At 68.9% G+C, this 16,310-nt stretch carries 15 protein-coding genes; 12 read left to right on the top strand and 3 right to left on the bottom strand.

Annotated features, from left to right (window positions below):
• Nucleotides 1-82: 82 nt before the first annotated feature.
• Nucleotides 83-1,615, top strand: coding sequence for a transglycosylase SLT domain-containing protein (locus tag SNE34_RS02205; protein ID WP_332614274.1), 1,533 nt, complete (start codon nucleotides 83-85; stop codon nucleotides 1,613-1,615).
• Nucleotides 1,616-1,713: 98 nt separating this feature from the next.
• Here SNE34_RS02205 and asd read toward each other — a convergent pair whose 3' ends face one another.
• Together asd and SNE34_RS02215 are read right to left on the bottom strand one after the other, a co-directional pair.
• Nucleotides 1,714-2,559 carry an archaetidylserine decarboxylase gene (asd, locus tag SNE34_RS02210; protein WP_332614276.1) on the bottom strand — a complete coding sequence of 282 codons (846 nt, stop codon included), beginning with the start codon at nucleotides 2,557-2,559 and terminating at the stop codon, nucleotides 1,714-1,716.
• Nucleotides 2,560-2,567: 8 nt separating this feature from the next.
• The gene (locus tag SNE34_RS02215) at nucleotides 2,568-3,215 is read right to left on the bottom strand and encodes an SCO family protein (protein WP_332614278.1); all 648 of its coding nucleotides are present in this window, start codon (nucleotides 3,213-3,215) and stop codon (nucleotides 2,568-2,570) included.
• A 132-nt stretch (nucleotides 3,216-3,347) separates the two neighbouring features.
• On the opposite strand from SNE34_RS02215, the gene prmB reads away from it, so the two are divergent.
• From prmB to SNE34_RS02270, 11 genes are all read left to right on the top strand, one after another.
• On the top strand, nucleotides 3,348-4,310 hold the full coding sequence (gene prmB, locus SNE34_RS02220; RefSeq protein ID WP_332614616.1) for a 50S ribosomal protein L3 N(5)-glutamine methyltransferase: 963 nt from the start codon (nucleotides 3,348-3,350) through the stop codon (nucleotides 4,308-4,310).
• Between the two features lie 126 nt (nucleotides 4,311-4,436).
• A complete protein-coding gene (gene aroC / locus SNE34_RS02225; protein ID WP_332614280.1) occupies nucleotides 4,437-5,537 on the top strand; it encodes a chorismate synthase in 1,101 nt (366 codons plus the stop codon).
• Nucleotides 5,538-5,657: 120 nt separating this feature from the next.
• Nucleotides 5,658-6,692, top strand: coding sequence for an aspartate-semialdehyde dehydrogenase (locus SNE34_RS02230; protein WP_332614282.1), 1,035 nt, complete (start codon nucleotides 5,658-5,660; stop codon nucleotides 6,690-6,692).
• A gap of 112 nt (nucleotides 6,693-6,804) precedes the next feature.
• A complete protein-coding gene (locus SNE34_RS02235; RefSeq protein WP_332614284.1) occupies nucleotides 6,805-8,664 on the top strand; it encodes a FimV/HubP family polar landmark protein in 1,860 nt (619 codons plus the stop codon).
• 95 nt (nucleotides 8,665-8,759) lie between these two features.
• Nucleotides 8,760-9,554 carry a tRNA pseudouridine(38-40) synthase TruA gene (gene truA / locus SNE34_RS02240; RefSeq protein ID WP_332614618.1) on the top strand — a complete coding sequence of 265 codons (795 nt, stop codon included), beginning with the start codon at nucleotides 8,760-8,762 and terminating at the stop codon, nucleotides 9,552-9,554.
• Nucleotides 9,551-10,210, top strand: coding sequence for a phosphoribosylanthranilate isomerase (locus tag SNE34_RS02245; RefSeq protein ID WP_332614286.1), 660 nt, complete (start codon nucleotides 9,551-9,553; stop codon nucleotides 10,208-10,210). The genes truA and SNE34_RS02245 overlap by 4 nt, the downstream gene beginning before the upstream one ends.
• Before the next feature lie 88 nt (nucleotides 10,211-10,298).
• Complete coding sequence (gene trpB / locus SNE34_RS02250) at nucleotides 10,299-11,516, top strand: tryptophan synthase subunit beta (RefSeq protein ID WP_332614288.1); 1,218 nt, start codon at nucleotides 10,299-10,301, stop codon at nucleotides 11,514-11,516.
• 5 nt (nucleotides 11,517-11,521) lie between these two features.
• Nucleotides 11,522-12,334 carry a tryptophan synthase subunit alpha gene (gene trpA / locus SNE34_RS02255; protein ID WP_332614291.1) on the top strand — a complete coding sequence of 271 codons (813 nt, stop codon included), beginning with the start codon at nucleotides 11,522-11,524 and terminating at the stop codon, nucleotides 12,332-12,334.
• Nucleotides 12,335-12,425: 91 nt separating this feature from the next.
• The gene (accD, locus tag SNE34_RS02260) at nucleotides 12,426-13,331 is read left to right on the top strand and encodes an acetyl-CoA carboxylase, carboxyltransferase subunit beta (RefSeq protein ID WP_332614294.1); all 906 of its coding nucleotides are present in this window, start codon (nucleotides 12,426-12,428) and stop codon (nucleotides 13,329-13,331) included.
• Entirely contained in the window at nucleotides 13,328-14,671 is a 1,344-nt protein-coding gene (gene glmM, locus SNE34_RS02265) for a phosphoglucosamine mutase (protein WP_332614296.1), read from the top strand. Before accD ends, glmM begins: the two co-directional genes overlap by 4 nt.
• 11 nt (nucleotides 14,672-14,682) lie before the next feature.
• Entirely contained in the window at nucleotides 14,683-15,624 is a 942-nt protein-coding gene (locus tag SNE34_RS02270; RefSeq protein ID WP_332614298.1) for an isopenicillin N synthase family dioxygenase, read from the top strand.
• Between the two features lie 123 nt (nucleotides 15,625-15,747).
• Here SNE34_RS02270 and SNE34_RS02275 read toward each other — a convergent pair whose 3' ends face one another.
• Entirely contained in the window at nucleotides 15,748-16,272 is a 525-nt protein-coding gene (locus tag SNE34_RS02275; RefSeq protein WP_332614300.1) for a DNA-deoxyinosine glycosylase, read from the bottom strand.
• Nucleotides 16,273-16,310: the final 38 nt, after the last annotated feature.

Below are 16,310 nucleotides of genomic sequence, written 5' to 3' on the forward strand. Positions count from 1 at the left end.
TCGTCGCGAACGCGGCAAAGCGATTGCGATGCATCGACGGCGCGGACTACCCTGCAATGCCTTGTCGCATCGTTGGTCGTCCATGCCGTTTTTCCTTTCTCCAGTGCGCGTCATGGTGACGCTGTTTGCCGCCACGCTGGTGGTGCTGCCGCTCGATGCGGCCGCGGTGTCGCGCCGCGACCGGGCGGCGGCGGAGGCACTCATGGCACGCATGCAGGCCGCGGAGGCGCGCTACCGGGAAGCCTTGGTCGAGATCGGCAATGCCAGCCCCGACGGCGCGGCCAACGCCAACGCCGCGCTGGAGGACATGGAGGACGTGGTCAGCGCCTGCGTCGAGCAGGATGGTTGTTCGCTCGGCGCGATGCTGACCTCCTACGAGCGCCTGTTGAAGCTCAACGCCGATGCCGAGGCCGGCGATGGCGGATTGCTTGATGACGACATCGGCCCCGACCACGCGGACACCCATGCCGGCATCGCCCACGACGTGGCGCACGATGTACCCCAGGCGGCGCGCGCGGCGGCATTGCTGGCCGACGGCCGCCACGACTTCGACCGCATGGTCCAGTACAACCCGGCGGTGCAGGAAGGCATCCGTCGCTGGTTGACCGACATGCGCGAGGAGTTCATCACCAGCTACGAGAACTACCAGTACCTGCGTGCGCAGATGTGGCCGCAGTACCAGCGCGCCGGACTGCCGGAAGCCTTGCTGTTCGGGATCATGGCCAAGGAATCCAACGGCCGCGTGCACTCGACCTCGCGCGCCGGCGCGGCGGGGCCGATGCAGTTCATGTACGCGACCGGGCAGCGCTTCGGCCTCGGCGACGACGGCACCGGTTTCGACACCCGCTACGACCCGTACGCCGCGTCCGAGGCCAGCGTCGCCTACCTCAACGAGCGCCTGCGCGAGCTCAACCGCAGCATCGAACTGTCGCTGGCGGCCTACAACGGCGGCGAGGGCCGGGCGCGGCGGATCCACCAGGCCAATCCCGGCAAGAGCTTCTGGAGCGAGGACGTCTATCACCAGTTCCCGCCGGAGACCCGCGACTACGTGCCGATGGTGATCGCCGCCGCGTGGCTGTTCCTGCACCCGAAGGAATACGGCCTGAGCCTGCCGGACCTCGATCCCGAGCCGGCCAAGCTGCGGTTGCAACAACCGGCGTCGATCTACCAGTTGACCATCTGCCTGGGCAACCGCGGCATGCGCGAGGGCTACATGCGCGCGCTGCGCAACCTCAACCCGCGTTATCGCGCCGACGACATGTTGCCGGCAGGTGCCACCCTGGACGCGACCGACAGGATCGTCGGCCTGTACAAGCGCCATTGCGTCGATGGGCCGCGCGCGGCCCTGGCGCGCACGCTGGTGGCCAGCGATCCGACGGCTGCGATCGTGCGCGGCGGTGGCATGGTGCCTACCGTCGGGGTTCCCGTTCGCACGGCCGCAGCCGCGCCGGTGGCAACACGCGAGTACCGGGTCCAGCGCGGCGAGACCCTGACCTCGATCGCGCGCAAGTTCGAATGCGACACCGGCGAGTTGGCCCGCGCCAACGGCATCAAGGGCCCGCGTTACACGATTCGTCCCGGGCAGCAATTGGAACTGGTCGGCTGCACGCAGTGACCATGTGGCGGCACGCACGGGTAGGAGCGACGTGAGTTGCGACCTGTACATCGGTCGGCAAGGTCAGTGGGTCGCGACTTACGTCGCTCCTACACCTGCTACCCGGCCAGCGTCGCCAGCCGCTGCCCCAGCTTGACCGGCGACTCCGCGGTCAATCCCGGCGCCAACTCGGCGACGCCCGCCGGCAGCAGCACGATCACGGTCGAGCCGTAGTTGAAACGCGCCATTTCCTCGAAGCGTTCCAGGTCGATCGCCTCGCCGCTCCAGTCGCGACGGGTGATTTTGTTGCCATAGGCCGGGATCTCCTCGCCGCTCCAGGTCGTCTCCACCCCGGACACCAGCAGCGCGCCGACCATCACCACCGCCATCGGCCCGAAATCGGTGTCGAAATGGCAGACCAGCCGCTCGTTGCGGGCGAACAGCCGTGGCACGTGCTGCACCGCGGCCGGGCCGACGCTGAACAATCGCCCGGGCACGTGCACGGTTTCGCGCAGTTTGCCGCTCCACGGCATGTGCACCCGGTGGTAGTCCTTCGGCGACAGGTACACGGTGGCGAACAGGCCGCTCTCGTAGGGCTTGGCCGCGGCCGCATCGCCGAGCAGTTCGGCGGCGGTGAACGACTGGCCCTTGGCCTGGAAGATCCGGCCCTGTTCGATCGGCCCGCACTGGCTGATCCGGCCGTCGGCCGGCATCAGCAGCGCGCGCGGGTCGGGATCGGCCACGCGCACGCCCGGCTTGAGCGCGCGGGTGAAGAAGGCATTGAAGGTCGGGTAGGTGGCGGGGTCGGACTGCACCGCCTCCTCGAGGTCGACGCCGAACTTGCGGGTGACCGTGTCGATCAACCAGCGTTTGAGGCGCGGGTGGTCGGAATAGGCCAGCCGCCGCGCCAGCGACGAGGCCAGCCGGTGCGGGAGGACGTAGGTGAGGCGGGTGGCCAGGCTCATCGTGCTTCTCAGGGGGCGGAAGCGGCGGTCAGCGCGGCCATGTCGGCGGCGATCGCGGCGGGATCGAACGGTGGCTGTACCAGCCCGGACATCCGGCCCTGCGGATCCAGCACCGCCATCGAGGCGCTGTGGTCGACCGAGTACTGGTCGGCCGGCACGCCTTCCGGCGGCGGCACCTTGACGAACACCATGCTCAGCGAACGGGCGAAGTTCTCCAGCGCCGGGACGTTGGCGGTCGCGGCCAGGGTGTCGGAATGGAAGGCATGGGCGTACTCGCCGATGCGGTCCGGGCTGTCGCGTTCGGGGTCGACCGAGACGAACAGCACCCGCGGCCGGATCGCCTCGGGGATCGACTCCCACTGCTTCTGCGCCTGCGACAACTGCGCCAGCGTCATCGGGCACACGTCGGGGCAGTGGGTGAAACCGAGGAACACCAGCGTCCAGTGGCCGTTGAGTTCGCCCGGCACCAGTTGGGTGCCGTCGGACTGGCGCAGGCTGAACGCCGGCAGTTCGCGCGGCGGTTCGAACAGTCGCACCGCCTGCGTCTGCGGCCACTGCGCCTTGGGTGCCTGGGCGAAATAGCGTTGCGAGGCCCACAGGCCGAGGCCCGCGGCCAAGGCGACAACGAGGACGATGACGGTGGTGCGGTTGAACATGGCAAGTCCGAATGCTGATGGCGGGCAAACCAGCGGTTATTCGCGGCGCCCGGTGGCGGCCATGATAGCCGGCGGCGGCCGCTATAATCGGCGGCCTTCTTTGTTGAACCTGCCGCCATGACCCAGGCCGCCATGACTGCCCATCGTGCCAGCGCCGGACGGGTGGATTTTTCGTCCGCCAGTTTCGAGCCGGTTTCGATCATTGACCTGATCCGTTTCGGCGGCAGCCGCTTCGCCGAAGCCGGGCTGACCTTTGGCCACAGCTACGACAACGCGATCGACGAGGCGACCCAACTGGTGTTGCACGCGCTGTCGATGCCGCACGACCTCGGCCCGGCCTACGGCGCGGCCAAGGTCACGGCCGAGGAGAAGACGCGGGTGCTGGCGCTGTTCGAGCGCCGCATCAACGACCGCATGCCGGCCGCGTACCTGACCGGCGAAGCCTGGTTCGCCGGCCTGAGCTTCAAGTCCGACCCGCGCGCGCTGGTGCCGCGCTCTCCGATCGCCGAGCTGATCGAGTCCGGCTTCGAGCCGTGGCTTGGCGGCCGCGAGGTGTCGCGTGCGCTCGACCTGTGCACCGGCTCGGGCTGCATCGCGATCGCGATGGGCCATTACCGGCCGGATTGGCAAGTGATCGGCGCCGACATCAACGAGGACGCATTGGCGCTGGCCGCCGAGAACAAGGCGCGGCTGCATGCCGACAACGTCGAGCTGCGCCAGTCCGACCTGTTCGCCGGTATGCAGGGCGAGGTGTTCGATCTGATCGCGACCAACCCGCCGTACGTGACCCATGACGAGACCGACGCGTTGCCGGCCGAATACGCACACGAGCCGGAACTGGGCCTGCGCGCCGGCGACGACGGCCTCGACCTGGCGCTGAAGATCCTCCGCGACGCCCCCGATCACCTCAGCGAGGACGGCCTGCTGGTGTGCGAGATCGGCGAGGCCGAGCGTGCGCTGGTCGAGTTGCTGCCGGAGCTGCCGCTCGCCTGGGTCGAATTCAAGGTCGGGCAGATGGGCATCTTCGTGGTCGAGCGCGCCGAGCTGGTCGCGCATCATGCGAGGATCAAGGCGCTGGCCGACGCGCGCGGCTGACGATTCAAGGCCGGCGCGCATGTAGGAGCGACGTAAGTCGCGACCTGTACATCGTTTCCAGCGTTCGGCGGGTCGCGACTTACGTCGCTCCTACACAGAAGCCTTACGACAACCGCAGGAACCACAGTGGCCAGCAACACCTTCGGAAAACTGTTTGCGGTCACCACCTTCGGCGAGAGCCACGGGCCGGCGATCGGCTGCGTGATCGATGGCTGCCCACCGGGGCTGGCGATCGCGGCGGAGGATTTCGCCCACGACCTGGCCCGGCGCGCCACCGGCAAGACCCGCCACACTTCGGCCCGCCACGAGGCCGACGAAGTCGAGATTCTGTCGGGCGTCTACGAAGGCCTCACCACCGGCACCCCGATCGCGCTGCTGATCCGCAACACCGACGCGCGCAGCAAGGACTACGCGAAGATCGCCGAACAGTTCCGCCCCGGCCACGCCGACTACACCTACTGGCACAAGTACGGCATCCGCGACCCGCGCGGCGGCGGACGCTCGTCGGCGCGCGAGACCACCATGCGGGTCGCTGCCGGCGTGATCGCAAAAAAATGGTTGGCCGAGAAATGCGACGTGCGGGTGCAGGGCTGGCTGTCGCAGCTCGGCGAGATCACTCCTGGCGGCCACGACCTGACGGCGGTCGAGGACAACCCGTTCTTCTGGCCGCACGCCGCCCAGGTGCCGGAGTTGGAGGCCTACATGGACGCGCTGCGCAAGTCCGGCGATTCGGTCGGCGCGCGCGTCGGCGTGGTCGCCGACGGCCTGCCGCCGGGCTGGGGCGAGCCGATCTACGGCAAGCTCGACGGCGAACTGGCCAGTGCGCTGATGAGCATCAACGCGGTCAAGGGCGTGGAGATCGGCGACGGGTTCGCGTCGGTCGCGCAGAAGGGCAGCGAGCACCGTGACCACATCGCCGCGCGCGGTTTCGAGTCAAACCACGCCGGCGGTGTCCTCGGCGGCATTAGCTCCGGCCAGCCGTTGCGCTGCTCGGTCGCGTTCAAGCCGACCTCCAGCCTGCGGTTGCCGGTCGACAGCCTCGACATCCACGGCGACCCGGTCGAAGTTGTCACCACCGGCCGCCACGACCCCTGCGTCGGCATCCGCGCCATTCCGATCTGCGAGGCGATGGTCGCGCTGGTGCTGATCGACCAGGCACTGCGTCATCGGGCGCAATGCGGTGACGTCGGCGACGTCGCCCCGCGCGTGCCCGGCCGAAAACCGTAGCCTCCGTAGGAGCGACGTGAGTCGCGACTTGTACATCGCCTCCAGCGTTCGGCGGTTCGCGACTTACGTCGCTCCTACAACAACGTCCGCCACCATCACCGAACGTCCTCAGGAACAGAAATGAGCAAGCCCGTAAACGTAGCCATCGTTGGCGCCACCGGCGCGGTCGGCGAGACGATGCTGAAGATCCTCGCCGAACGCCAGTTCCCGATCGGCAGGCTGCACCTGCTCGCCAGTGAGCGTTCGGCCGGCGAGAAGATCGAGTTCGGCGCCAGGAAGATCGTGGTCGAGGACCTCGCCACGTTCGATCCCGCCGGCATCGACATCGCACTGTTCTCCGCCGGCGGCTCGGTGTCGAAGGAGTACGCGCCGAAGTTCGCCGCCGCCGGCGCGGTGGTGATCGACAACTCCTCGGTGTTCCGCCAGGACGACGACGTGCCGTTGGTGGTCGCCGAGGTCAACCCCGACGCCGCCCGCAACCGCCCGCGCGGGATCATCGCGAACCCCAATTGCTCGACCATGCAGTTGCTGGTGGCGCTGGCGCCGATCCACAACGCGGCCAAGATCGAGCGCATCAACATCGCTACCTACCAGTCGGTGTCGGGCACCGGCAAGCGCGCACTGGAGGAGCTGGGCCGGCAGACCGCGGGCCTGCTCAGCTTCCAGCAGGCCCAGCCCGAGGTGTACCCGGTGCAGATCGCGTTCAACGTGATCCCGCATGGCGGCGATTTCTGCGACAACGGTTACACCACCGAGGAAATGAAGCTGGTCTGGGAGACCCGCAAGATCCTCGGCGACGACAGCATCGCGGTGAACGCGACCGTGGCCCGGGTGCCGGTGTTCTACGGCCACTCCGAGGCCGTGCATGTCGAGACCCGCGACAAGCTGTCCGCGGCCGATGCGCGCAAGCTGCTGGAGGGTGCGCCGGGCATCGAGGTGGTCGACGAACGGGTCGGCGGCGGCTATCCGACCGCGGTGACCCACGCCTCGGGCAACGATCCGGTGTACGTAGGCCGGATCCGCGAGGACATCTCGCACCCGCGCGGCCTGTCGCTGTGGGTGGTGGCCGACAACATCCGCAAGGGCGCGGCGCTGAACGCGGTGCAACTGGCGGAACTGGTGGTGGCCGAGCGCGATGCGGTTGCATCGGTCTGAAGAATTCGCGGTTCAGGTTGAGCGCGACGGCGCTGGCGCATTGCCGGCATCGGCGCCGGTCGCTAGAGTCGCGGCCAGGGGACAGCCGTTGGGAGTGGGTGTGAAACGATTGATGCGTACGGCACTGGCGGCGGCGCTGGCCTTGGCCAGCAGCAGCGCCATGGCGCTCGGACTGGGCCAGATCGAGTTGAAGTCGAAACTCGGTGAGCCGCTGCTGGCTGAGATCCCGATCATTTCCAACGACCCCGCCGAGCTGGAACGCCTGCAGGCGGGACTTGCCTCGCCGGAAACCTTCGCCCGCATCGGCCTGCAACCGCCCGACTCGGTGGTGGCCAACCTGCAGTTCGTGTCGGCCCTGGACGCGCAGGGCAATCCCGTGATCCGGGTCACCAGCACCCAGCCCATCGAGCAGCCGCTCCTGACCTTCCTGATCGAGGTCGACTGGGGGCAGGGCAAGCTGGTACGCGAGTATTCGACCCTGCTGGACACCCCACGGACGGTGTCGGCGCCGATGCAGCCGCCGATCGACGCGCCGGTGGTGGCACCGTCGAACACGATCGTGCGCGAGCCGGAACCCGCGCCGGCGCCAGCCACCGGAGCAGAGCCCGAAGGCGAAATCGCGACCGCTGCTCCTTCGCCGACCGGTGCTGAGCCGCAACCGACGCCCGACACCGCGATCGATCCCATTCCGCCGCCATCGCCCGCGCCGGCTCCCGTGGTCGCCGCGCCACCGCCGATGCCGGCGGGCCGGCCCGACGAATACGGCGCCGTCCAGGCCGGCGAAACCTTGTCGGAAATCGCCCAGCGCCTCGACTACGGCGCGACCCTCGACCAGGCGATGATCGCGCTGCTGAACGCCAATCCCGAGGCGTTCATCGGCGGTAACATCAACCTGCTCAAGCAGGGTGCGGTGTTGCGTGTCCCCGACGCCGAAACCGTGCGCGGCATCGAGGCCGCGCAGGCGATGGCGCAGGTGCGCCGGCAGACCAGTGCATGGCGTCTCGCGAGCCAGCCGGTGCCCCAGCCGGCGCTCGCCGATGCCCCGGCCGAAGCGGCCGCGGACGACCAGACGTCATCAAGCGCGACGCCGACCGCCGGCGGCGCCCGGCTCGAAATCGTTCCGCCCGGCGCCAGCGATGCGGCCGTGGCGGGAACCCAATCCGGCATCAGCGCCGGCGCCGAGGGCGACATGGTGCGACAACAAATGCAGACCCAGGAAACCCTGGCCGCTCGCAACGCCGAGTTGGCCGAACTCAAGAGCCGCGTCGCCGACCTCGAGAAGCTCCAGTCCGACCAGCAGAAGTTGCTGGAGATGAAGGACAACGAGCTGAACGCGGTGCAGCAGCGCCTCGCGCAGACCCAGGATGCCGAGAAGGCGGCCGGCGGTGCGCCGGGGTTGCCGTGGCTGCTCGGGGGCGTTGGATTGTTGTTGCTGGGCCTGCTCGGTGGATGGTGGATGCGCCGCCGTGCCGAGGTCACACCGAAGTTCCGCGCGCCCGGTCCGGGTACCGCACCTTCACCGCTGGCCGCCGGCTTCCCGGGCGGGCAGGCCGCGTCGGTGTCACCGCCGACACCGCCTGCTGCTTCCTCTGCGGCACCTGTCGCAGCTTCGTCAGCCGCGTCCGTGGCTCCCGCCAAGGCAGCAGGGGTCGCCGGCGACTCGCCCGGATTGTGGGACGGTCGCGTGCACGAGCCATCGCCGGGCAAGCGTCCGGCGCCGCCGATCGCGGTGCCGACGTGGCATGCAGGCGGTGGCAACACCGTTTCCGGCGCGCCGGCATCGACCCGGGTGGAACCGCCGACTGTCGAGGTCGACACGGACGCGCCCGGTTCGGAGCGCCTCGAACTGGCCCGCGCCTACCTCGATCTCGGCGACCGCGACAGCGCCCGCCAGTTGCTCGGCGAGGTCGCGCTCAACGGCGACCATTCCGCCCGCCAGCAGGCGACGCAGATGCTGCGCGAACTCGACTAGTCGTGTCGGAGCAGTCTGCGTCGGCCGACCCTAGGCCCGTACCCGCCGACGCTGGCGTCGACCCGCGCCCGGCCGCCACGACACGGCGCTACGCGCTGGGCATCGAATACGACGGCAGCGAATTTTCCGGCTGGCAGCGTCTCAACAAGCGTGGCACGCCGGAGCGGCGCCACGAGCCCACGGTGCAGGCCGCCGTCGAGGGCGCGCTGTCGTTCGTCGCCGGCGGCCCGGTCGATGTCGTCTGTGCCGGTCGCACCGACGCCGGCGTGCATGCGTCCGCGCAGGTCGTGCATTTCGACGGGCCGGCCGGTCGCGAGCCGCGCAGTTGGGTTCTCGGGGCCTCCAGCCGGTTGCCGCCTTCGGTCTGCGTGCGCTGGTGCGTGCCGGTGACCGACGACTTCCATGCGCGCTTCTCCGCCCGCGCGCGGCGCTATCGCTATTCGATCCTCAACCGTCCGGTGCGACCGGCCTTGCAGCGGCAGTACCTGAGCTGGGAGCGGCGTGCGCTGGACGCCGGGGCAATGCACCGCGCCGCCCAGGCACTGGTCGGCGAGCACGATTTTTCCGCGTTCCGTACCGTGCATTGCCAAGCCCCGCATCCACGGCGCCAACTGCATGAAATCCGCGTCATCCGCGACGGCGAGGTGGTGGCCGTCGAGGTGCAGGCCAACGCGTTCCTGCACCACATGGTGCGCAACATCGTCGGCAGCCTGCTGCTCGTCGGCCGCGGCGAACATTCCGAATCCTGGGTCGGCGAACTGCTGGCCGGCCGCGACCGCACCGTCGCCGGGCCCACCGCACCGTCGGCCGGGCTGGTGTTCCTGGGCCCGCGCTACCCTGCACAATGGGGGCTCCCCGTTGAGGTCGAGTTGGCCGAGGCCGCGCCATGAACCGGATCCTGTTCCGCACCCGCATCAAGTTCTGCGGCTTTACCCGTCCCGGCGACGTGCGCCTGGCCTGCGAGCTCGGCGCCGATGCGATCGGATTCGTGTTCGCGCCCGGCAGCCCGCGCCGGGTCGCGCCGGAAGAGGCTCGCGCGATGCGCCAGGCGCTGGCGCCGCTGGTCGATGCGGTTGCCCTGTTCATGGACAACCCGATCGAAGAGGTGCGTGAAGTCATCCGCCATGTTCGCCCCAGCCTGTTGCAGTTCCACGGCAACGAGGACGACGCGTTCTGTCGCGGCTTCGGCGTGCCGTACCTCAAGGCGATCCCGATGGGCTGCGAGCTTGCGCGCCAGCATCCGTCCGCGTTGCACGCCCGCTATCCGTCAGCCAGTGGTTTCCTGTTCGACAGCCATTCGCCGGGTGGCTCCGGCGGCAGCGGCGAGACGTTCGACTGGGGCCGGATCCCGGCCGGGGTGCAAAAACCGTTCATGCTCGCCGGCGGCCTGTCGTCGGCCAATGTATTCGATGCGATCCTTGCGACGCTGCCGTGGGCGGTGGATGTCTCCAGCGGCATCGAGCTCGCGCCCGGGCACAAGGATGGCGACAAGATGCGGCGTTTCGTCGAGGAAGTGCGCCGGGCGGATTGCCACGTGCTCGATTGACCTTGTTGCCGTCGGCCAATCGACGTTGTCCCGCCCCATATCGTTCCTCCCCCGCCGGCCCGGCTGGCGACACACTTGTGACCCGTTCATGACCGTGCAACACCCGATCGATTTCCATGCCTATCCCGACGCGGCCGGTCACTTCGGCCGCTTCGGCGGGCGCTTCGTCGCCGAGACCCTGATCGGTCCCCTGCAGGAACTGGCGAATGCCTATGACGCCGCGCGGGTCGACCCGGCCTTCATCGCCGAGTTCGACCGCGACCTGGCCCATTACGTCGGCCGACCGAGCCCGATCTACCACGCCCAGCGCCTCAGCGACGAGGTGGGCGGCGCGCGCATCCTGCTCAAGCGCGAGGACCTGAACCACACGGGCGCGCACAAGATCAACAACACCATCGGCCAGGGCCTGCTGGCGGCACGTATGGGCAAGCCGCGGATCATCGCCGAAACCGGCGCCGGCCAGCATGGCGTGGCCTCGGCCACCGTCGCGGCCCGGCTCGGCCTGGAATGCGTGGTCTACATGGGCGCGACCGACATCGAGCGGCAGAAGATCAACGTCTACCGGATGAAGCTGCTCGGCGCGACCGTGGTGCCGGTGACCAGCGGTTCGGCCACGCTCAAGGACGCGCTCAACGAGGCCATGCGCGACTGGGTGACCAACGTCGCCGACACCTTCTACATCATCGGCACCGTCGCCGGCCCCGACCCGTACCCGCGGATGGTGCGCGACTTCAACGCGGTGGTCGGGCGCGAGGCGCGTGCGCAGATGCTGGCCGAGTACGGCCGCCTGCCGGACGCGGTGACCGCGTGCGTCGGCGGCGGCAGCAACGCAATCGGCATCTTCCACGCCTTCCTCAACGACCCCGGCGTGCGCATCGTCGGTGCCGAGGCGGCGGGCGAGGGCATCGCCAGCGGCCGCCATGCGGCGTCGCTGGCGGCGGGCCGCCCCGGCGTATTGCATGGCAACCGCACCTACGTGCTGTGCGACGACGACGGTCAGATCACGGAAACCCATTCGGTCTCCGCCGGCCTCGATTACCCCGGCGTCGGCCCCGAGCACGCGTTCCTCAAGGACACCGGCCGCGCGGAGTATGTCGGCGTCAGCGACGACGAGGCGCTGGCCGCGTTCCACCAGTTGGCGCGGACCGAGGGCATCCTGCCGGCGCTGGAGTCGAGCCATGCGATCGCCCAGGCGATCAAGCTCGCCCGTGAATTGCCAAAGGACCAACTGGTCCTGTGCAACCTGTCCGGCCGCGGCGACAAGGACGTACACACTATCGCCGCCCGCGACGGCATCGAATTTTGAGCGCCATGAACCGCATCGACGCCTGCTTCGCCCAACTCAAGACCGCCGGCCGCAAGGCCCTGGTGCCGTTCATCACCGCCGGTGACCCGTCGCTTGAGGCGCTGGTGCCGGTGATGCACGCGCTGGTGGAGTCCGGCGCCGACGTGATCGAGTTGGGCGTACCGTTCTCCGACCCGATGGCCGACGGTCCGACCATCCAGCGCAGCTCCGAGCGTGCGCTGCAGCGCGGCGCCGGACTGGCCTACGTGTTCGACGGCGTCCGCGAGTTTCGCCAGCGCGATGCCGACACCCCGGTGGTGCTGATGGGTTACCTCAACCCGGTCGAGATCCGCGGCGCCGAGCGCTTCGCCCGCGAGGCGGTCGCGGCCGGGGTCGATGGCGTATTGCTGGTCGACCTGCCGCCGGAGGAGGCCGACGAGTTCCGCGGCGCGTTCTCCGCCCACGGCCTGGCGTTGATCCTGCTGGCCGCGCCGACCACCTCCGACGCCCGCGCGGCTCAGTTGTGCGCCGGCGCCCGCGGCTATCTGTATTACGTCAGTTTTGCCGGCGTCACCGGCGCCGATCGACTCGATGCCGGCGCGGCCGGCGACCGCCTGCGCACGATCCGCGCGGACAGTCCGGTACCGGTGGTGGTCGGGTTCGGGATCAAGGACGCCGCCAGCGCCGCGGCGATGGCGCGCGAGGCCGATGGCGTGGTGGTCGGCAGCGCGCTGGTTGCCGCGCTCGACGGCGCCGGCGATCCGACAGAGGCGGCGGCCCGGGCGCGCGACTTCCTCGCTCCGTTGCGGACGGCGCTGGACGCGGGCCGGCCGGGGTGAAGGCCGCTGCGCTAAACTGACCCGCTTGGCCGGCGCTGCCTTCACGCGCGCCGGCCGCATTGCAACAGCCTGAACGGGAAGACTCCAACGCATGTCCTGGCTCAAGAAACTCATGCCGTCCGGCCGCACCGGCATCCGCACCGACACCGGCAACGCCAAGCGTCGCAGCGTCCCCGAGGGGCTGTGGGAAAAATGCGATCGCTGCGGCGCGGTGCTGTACCGGCCCGAACTCGAGGAGAACCTCGAGGTCTGCCCCAAGTGCAATCACCACATGCCGATCCGCGCCCGCGCCCGGCTCAAGGCCCTGTTCGATGCCGACAGCACCACCGAGATCGGCGCCCGGCTCGGCCCGACCGACGTGCTCAAGTTCAAGGACCAGAAGAAGTACTCCGACCGGATCAAGGCTGCGCAGAAATCCACCGGCGAGCGTGACGCGCTGATCGCGATGCAGGGCACGCTCAAGCAGCGGCCGCTCGTCGCATGTTCGTTCGACTTCGCCTACATGGGCGGCTCTATGGGCTCGGTGGTTGGCGAGCGCTTCGCCCTGGCCGCCGAGGCCGCGCTCGAGGCCGGCTGCCCACTGGTGTGCTTCACCGCCACCGGCGGCGCGCGCATGCAGGAGAGTTTGTTTTCGCTGATGCAGATGGCCAAGACCTCGGCCGCGCTCGGGCGCCTGCGCGCGGCCGGACTGCCTTACATCGCGGTGCTGACCCATCCGACCACCGGTGGCGTGTCGGCATCGCTGGCGATGCTGGGCGACATCAACATCGCCGAGCCGGAGGCGCTGATCGGTTTCGCCGGCCCGCGGGTGATCGAGCAGACCGTGCGCGAGACGTTGCCGGAAGGCTTCCAGCGCAGCGAGTTCCTGCTCGAGCACGGCGCGATCGACCAGATCTGCGACCGCCGCGAGATGCGCGACCGCCTGGCCCAGTTGCTGGCACTGATGATGCGCCAGCCGCAACCCGAGGACGACGCCGTGATCGAGGGCGGCGCATGAGCCGCAGGTATTTCGGTACCGATGGCATCCGCGGCCGGGTAGGTGAGGGCGCGATCTCCGCCGATTTCGTGCTGCGCCTCGGCAACGCCTATGGCCATGCGCTGGCTCGCAATGCCTGGCGCAAGCCGGTGGTCATCATCGGCAAGGACACCCGGATCTCCAACTACATGTTCGAGGCCGCGCTGGAAGCCGGACTGGTCGCCGCCGGTGTCGACGTGCAGTTGATGGGGCCGATGCCGACCCCGGCAGTCGCGCACCTGACCCATTCGCTGCGCGCCGATGGCGGTATCGTCATTTCGGCCTCGCACAACCCGCATTACGACAACGGCATCAAGTTCTTCTCGGCCAAGGGCGAGAAGCTCGACGACGCCACCGAGCTGGCGATCGAGACCGCGCTGGAGGAACCGTTCCGCACGGTGTCCTCGGAGCTGCTCGGCAAGGCCGTGCGCGCCCGCGACACCATCGGCCGTTACGTCGAGGCGTGCAAGAACTCGGTGCCCAAGGGTTTCGACCTCGGCGGCCTGCGCATCGCGATGGATTGCGCCAACGGCGCAACCTACCAGGTGGGTCCGTTGGTGCTGCGCGAACTGGGTGCACAGGTCGATGCGATCGGAATCGAGCCCAACGGCCTCAACATCAACGACGGCGTCGGCTCGACCCATCCCGAGGTCCTCGCTGCGCGCGTGCGCGAGACCGGCGCCGACCTCGGCATCGCCTTCGACGGCGACGGCGACCGGGTGATGTTCGTCGACGCCGCCGGCGAGGTCTGCGACGGCGACGACCTGCTGTACGTGCTGGCGCGCGACTGGCGTGAGAGCGGTCGGCTGCAGGGCCCGGTGATAGGCACGTTGATGACCAACTTCGGGCTCGAGCAGGCGTTCGAACAGGCCGGGATCGGCTTCCTGCGCGCGAAGGTCGGCGACCGCCATGTCCACCAGCAACTGGTCGCCCACGGCGGCGTGCTCGGTGGCGAAGCCTCCGGCCACCTGTTGTGCCTGGATCGCGGCAGCACCGGCGACGGCATCGTCAGCGCGCTGCAGGTGCTCGAAGTGTTGCATCGCCGCCAGATCGGTCTGCGCGAGGCGCTGGCGGGCCTCCACCGGGTGCCGCAACGCACGATCAACGTGCGCTTCGCCAATGGCGCGCGGCCGGCCGAGTCCGAGTCCGTGCAGGCCGCGCTGGCCGACGCGCAGGCGGCAGTGGCGGGTCGCGGCCGCGCGTTCCTGCGGCCGTCAGGCACCGAGCCGGTGGTCCGCGTCACGGTCGAGGCCGACGATGCCGATCTGGTCCAGGCGACCCTGGACCGGCTCGCCGATGCCGTCCGTGCCGCCGCGCAATAACCGGTCACGCCATGAGCCAGTCCGCCATCCCGACCCTGGACATCCGCCGGTTCGACGACGACCGTGACGCCTTCGTCGCCGAGCTCGGCGCGGCCTATCGCGAGTGGGGGTTTGCCGGCATCCGTGGACACAACATCGCGGCGGCGCAGATCGACGCTGCCTACGACGTGTTCGCGCGTTTCTTCGCGCTGCCGGAGGCGACCAAGCGCAAATACCACCAAGCCGGTGGAGGCGGCGCCCGCGGCTATACCCCGTTTGGCGTCGAAACCGCCAAGGGCGCCGAGCATTTCGACCTCAAGGAGTTCTGGCACGTCGGTCGCGAGATCCCGCGCGATTCGCGCCACGCCGCGGTCATGCGGGCCAACGTGTGGCCAACGGAAATCCAGGAGTTCCGTGAGATCGCCTACGGCTTGTACCAGTCGCTGGACCGTCTCGGCGCCCGGGTGCTGGCTGCGCTGGCATTGCACATCGGCCTGCCGCAGGACTACTTTGCCGACAAGACCGACAGCGGCAACTCGATCCTGCGACCGATCCATTATCCGCCGATCACCAGCCCCAAAATCCCGAACGTGCGCGCCGGCGCGCACGAGGACATCAACCTGATCACCCTGCTGGTCGGCGCCAGCGCTGCGGGGCTGGAAGTGAAGTCGCGCAAGGGCGAATGGGTGCCGTTCACCGCCGAGGCAGACACCATCGTGGTCAACATCGGCGACATGCTGCAGCGGTTGACCAACCATGTGTATCCGTCGACCACCCATCGGGTGGTGAATCCGCCGGGCGACGCGGCGCGGCAACCACGATATTCGACCCCGTTCTTCCTGCACCCCAATCCGGACTTCCTGATCGACGTGCTGCCCTCGTGCATCACTCCGGACAATCCCAGTCGCTACCCCGAGCCGATCACCGCCCAAGCGTACCTGGAAGAGCGCTTGCGCGAGATCAAGCTGAAATAGGCGCGCAGATATTCCGGATGGCTCGGCGTAGGAGCGACGTAAGTCGCGACCTGTACATGGGTTCGAACGTTCGACGGGTCGCGACTTATGTCGCTCCTACAAGGGAGTTGGCGACTCACATACCTATTCGCGGATTGCTATGCCGGCCTCGCACAACCCGTCGCGCCACGCCGCGAGTTTGTCCGCCTGCCGCTGGGAGGCATTGGCCGGGCTGGTCGACGGCAAACGGCGGTAGCGCAGGTCGTCGCGCCCCAGCGTAGGCAACACGAACCGGCGAAAACTGTCCTCCGCCTTGGCGCCATTGAACAGCACCGCGCCGATGCCGGGATGGCTGGCGAGAAATCCCCCGAAATCATTGGCCTGTGCGGTTTCGTCCCGGATCGCGCTGTCGAGGCTGCCGGTCCGCTCGCAGCTGGCGAGCACGTCCCATAACGCGATGCCGGCCAGGGTCAACCGGAGGCAGCGGTCGGAGTAGGGCAGCGTGGGATCGGCGCCGACCAGCTCGCCCATGAATGGCCAGAAGCGATTCTGCGGGTGCGCGTAGTACTGCTGTGCCTGCAGCGACTTCAATCCCGGCATGCTGCCCAACACCAGCACCCGTGCATCCGGGGCGGATACAGGCGCAAAGCTGCGGGCAACGTGTTGCATCGAGACGGTCCTCGAGGTCAGATCTGGGCTCCAAGTAT

It is taken from the genome of Novilysobacter erysipheiresistens (assembly GCF_036663935.1).
GTDB classification, from domain to species: domain Bacteria; phylum Pseudomonadota; class Gammaproteobacteria; order Xanthomonadales; family Xanthomonadaceae; genus Novilysobacter; species Novilysobacter erysipheiresistens.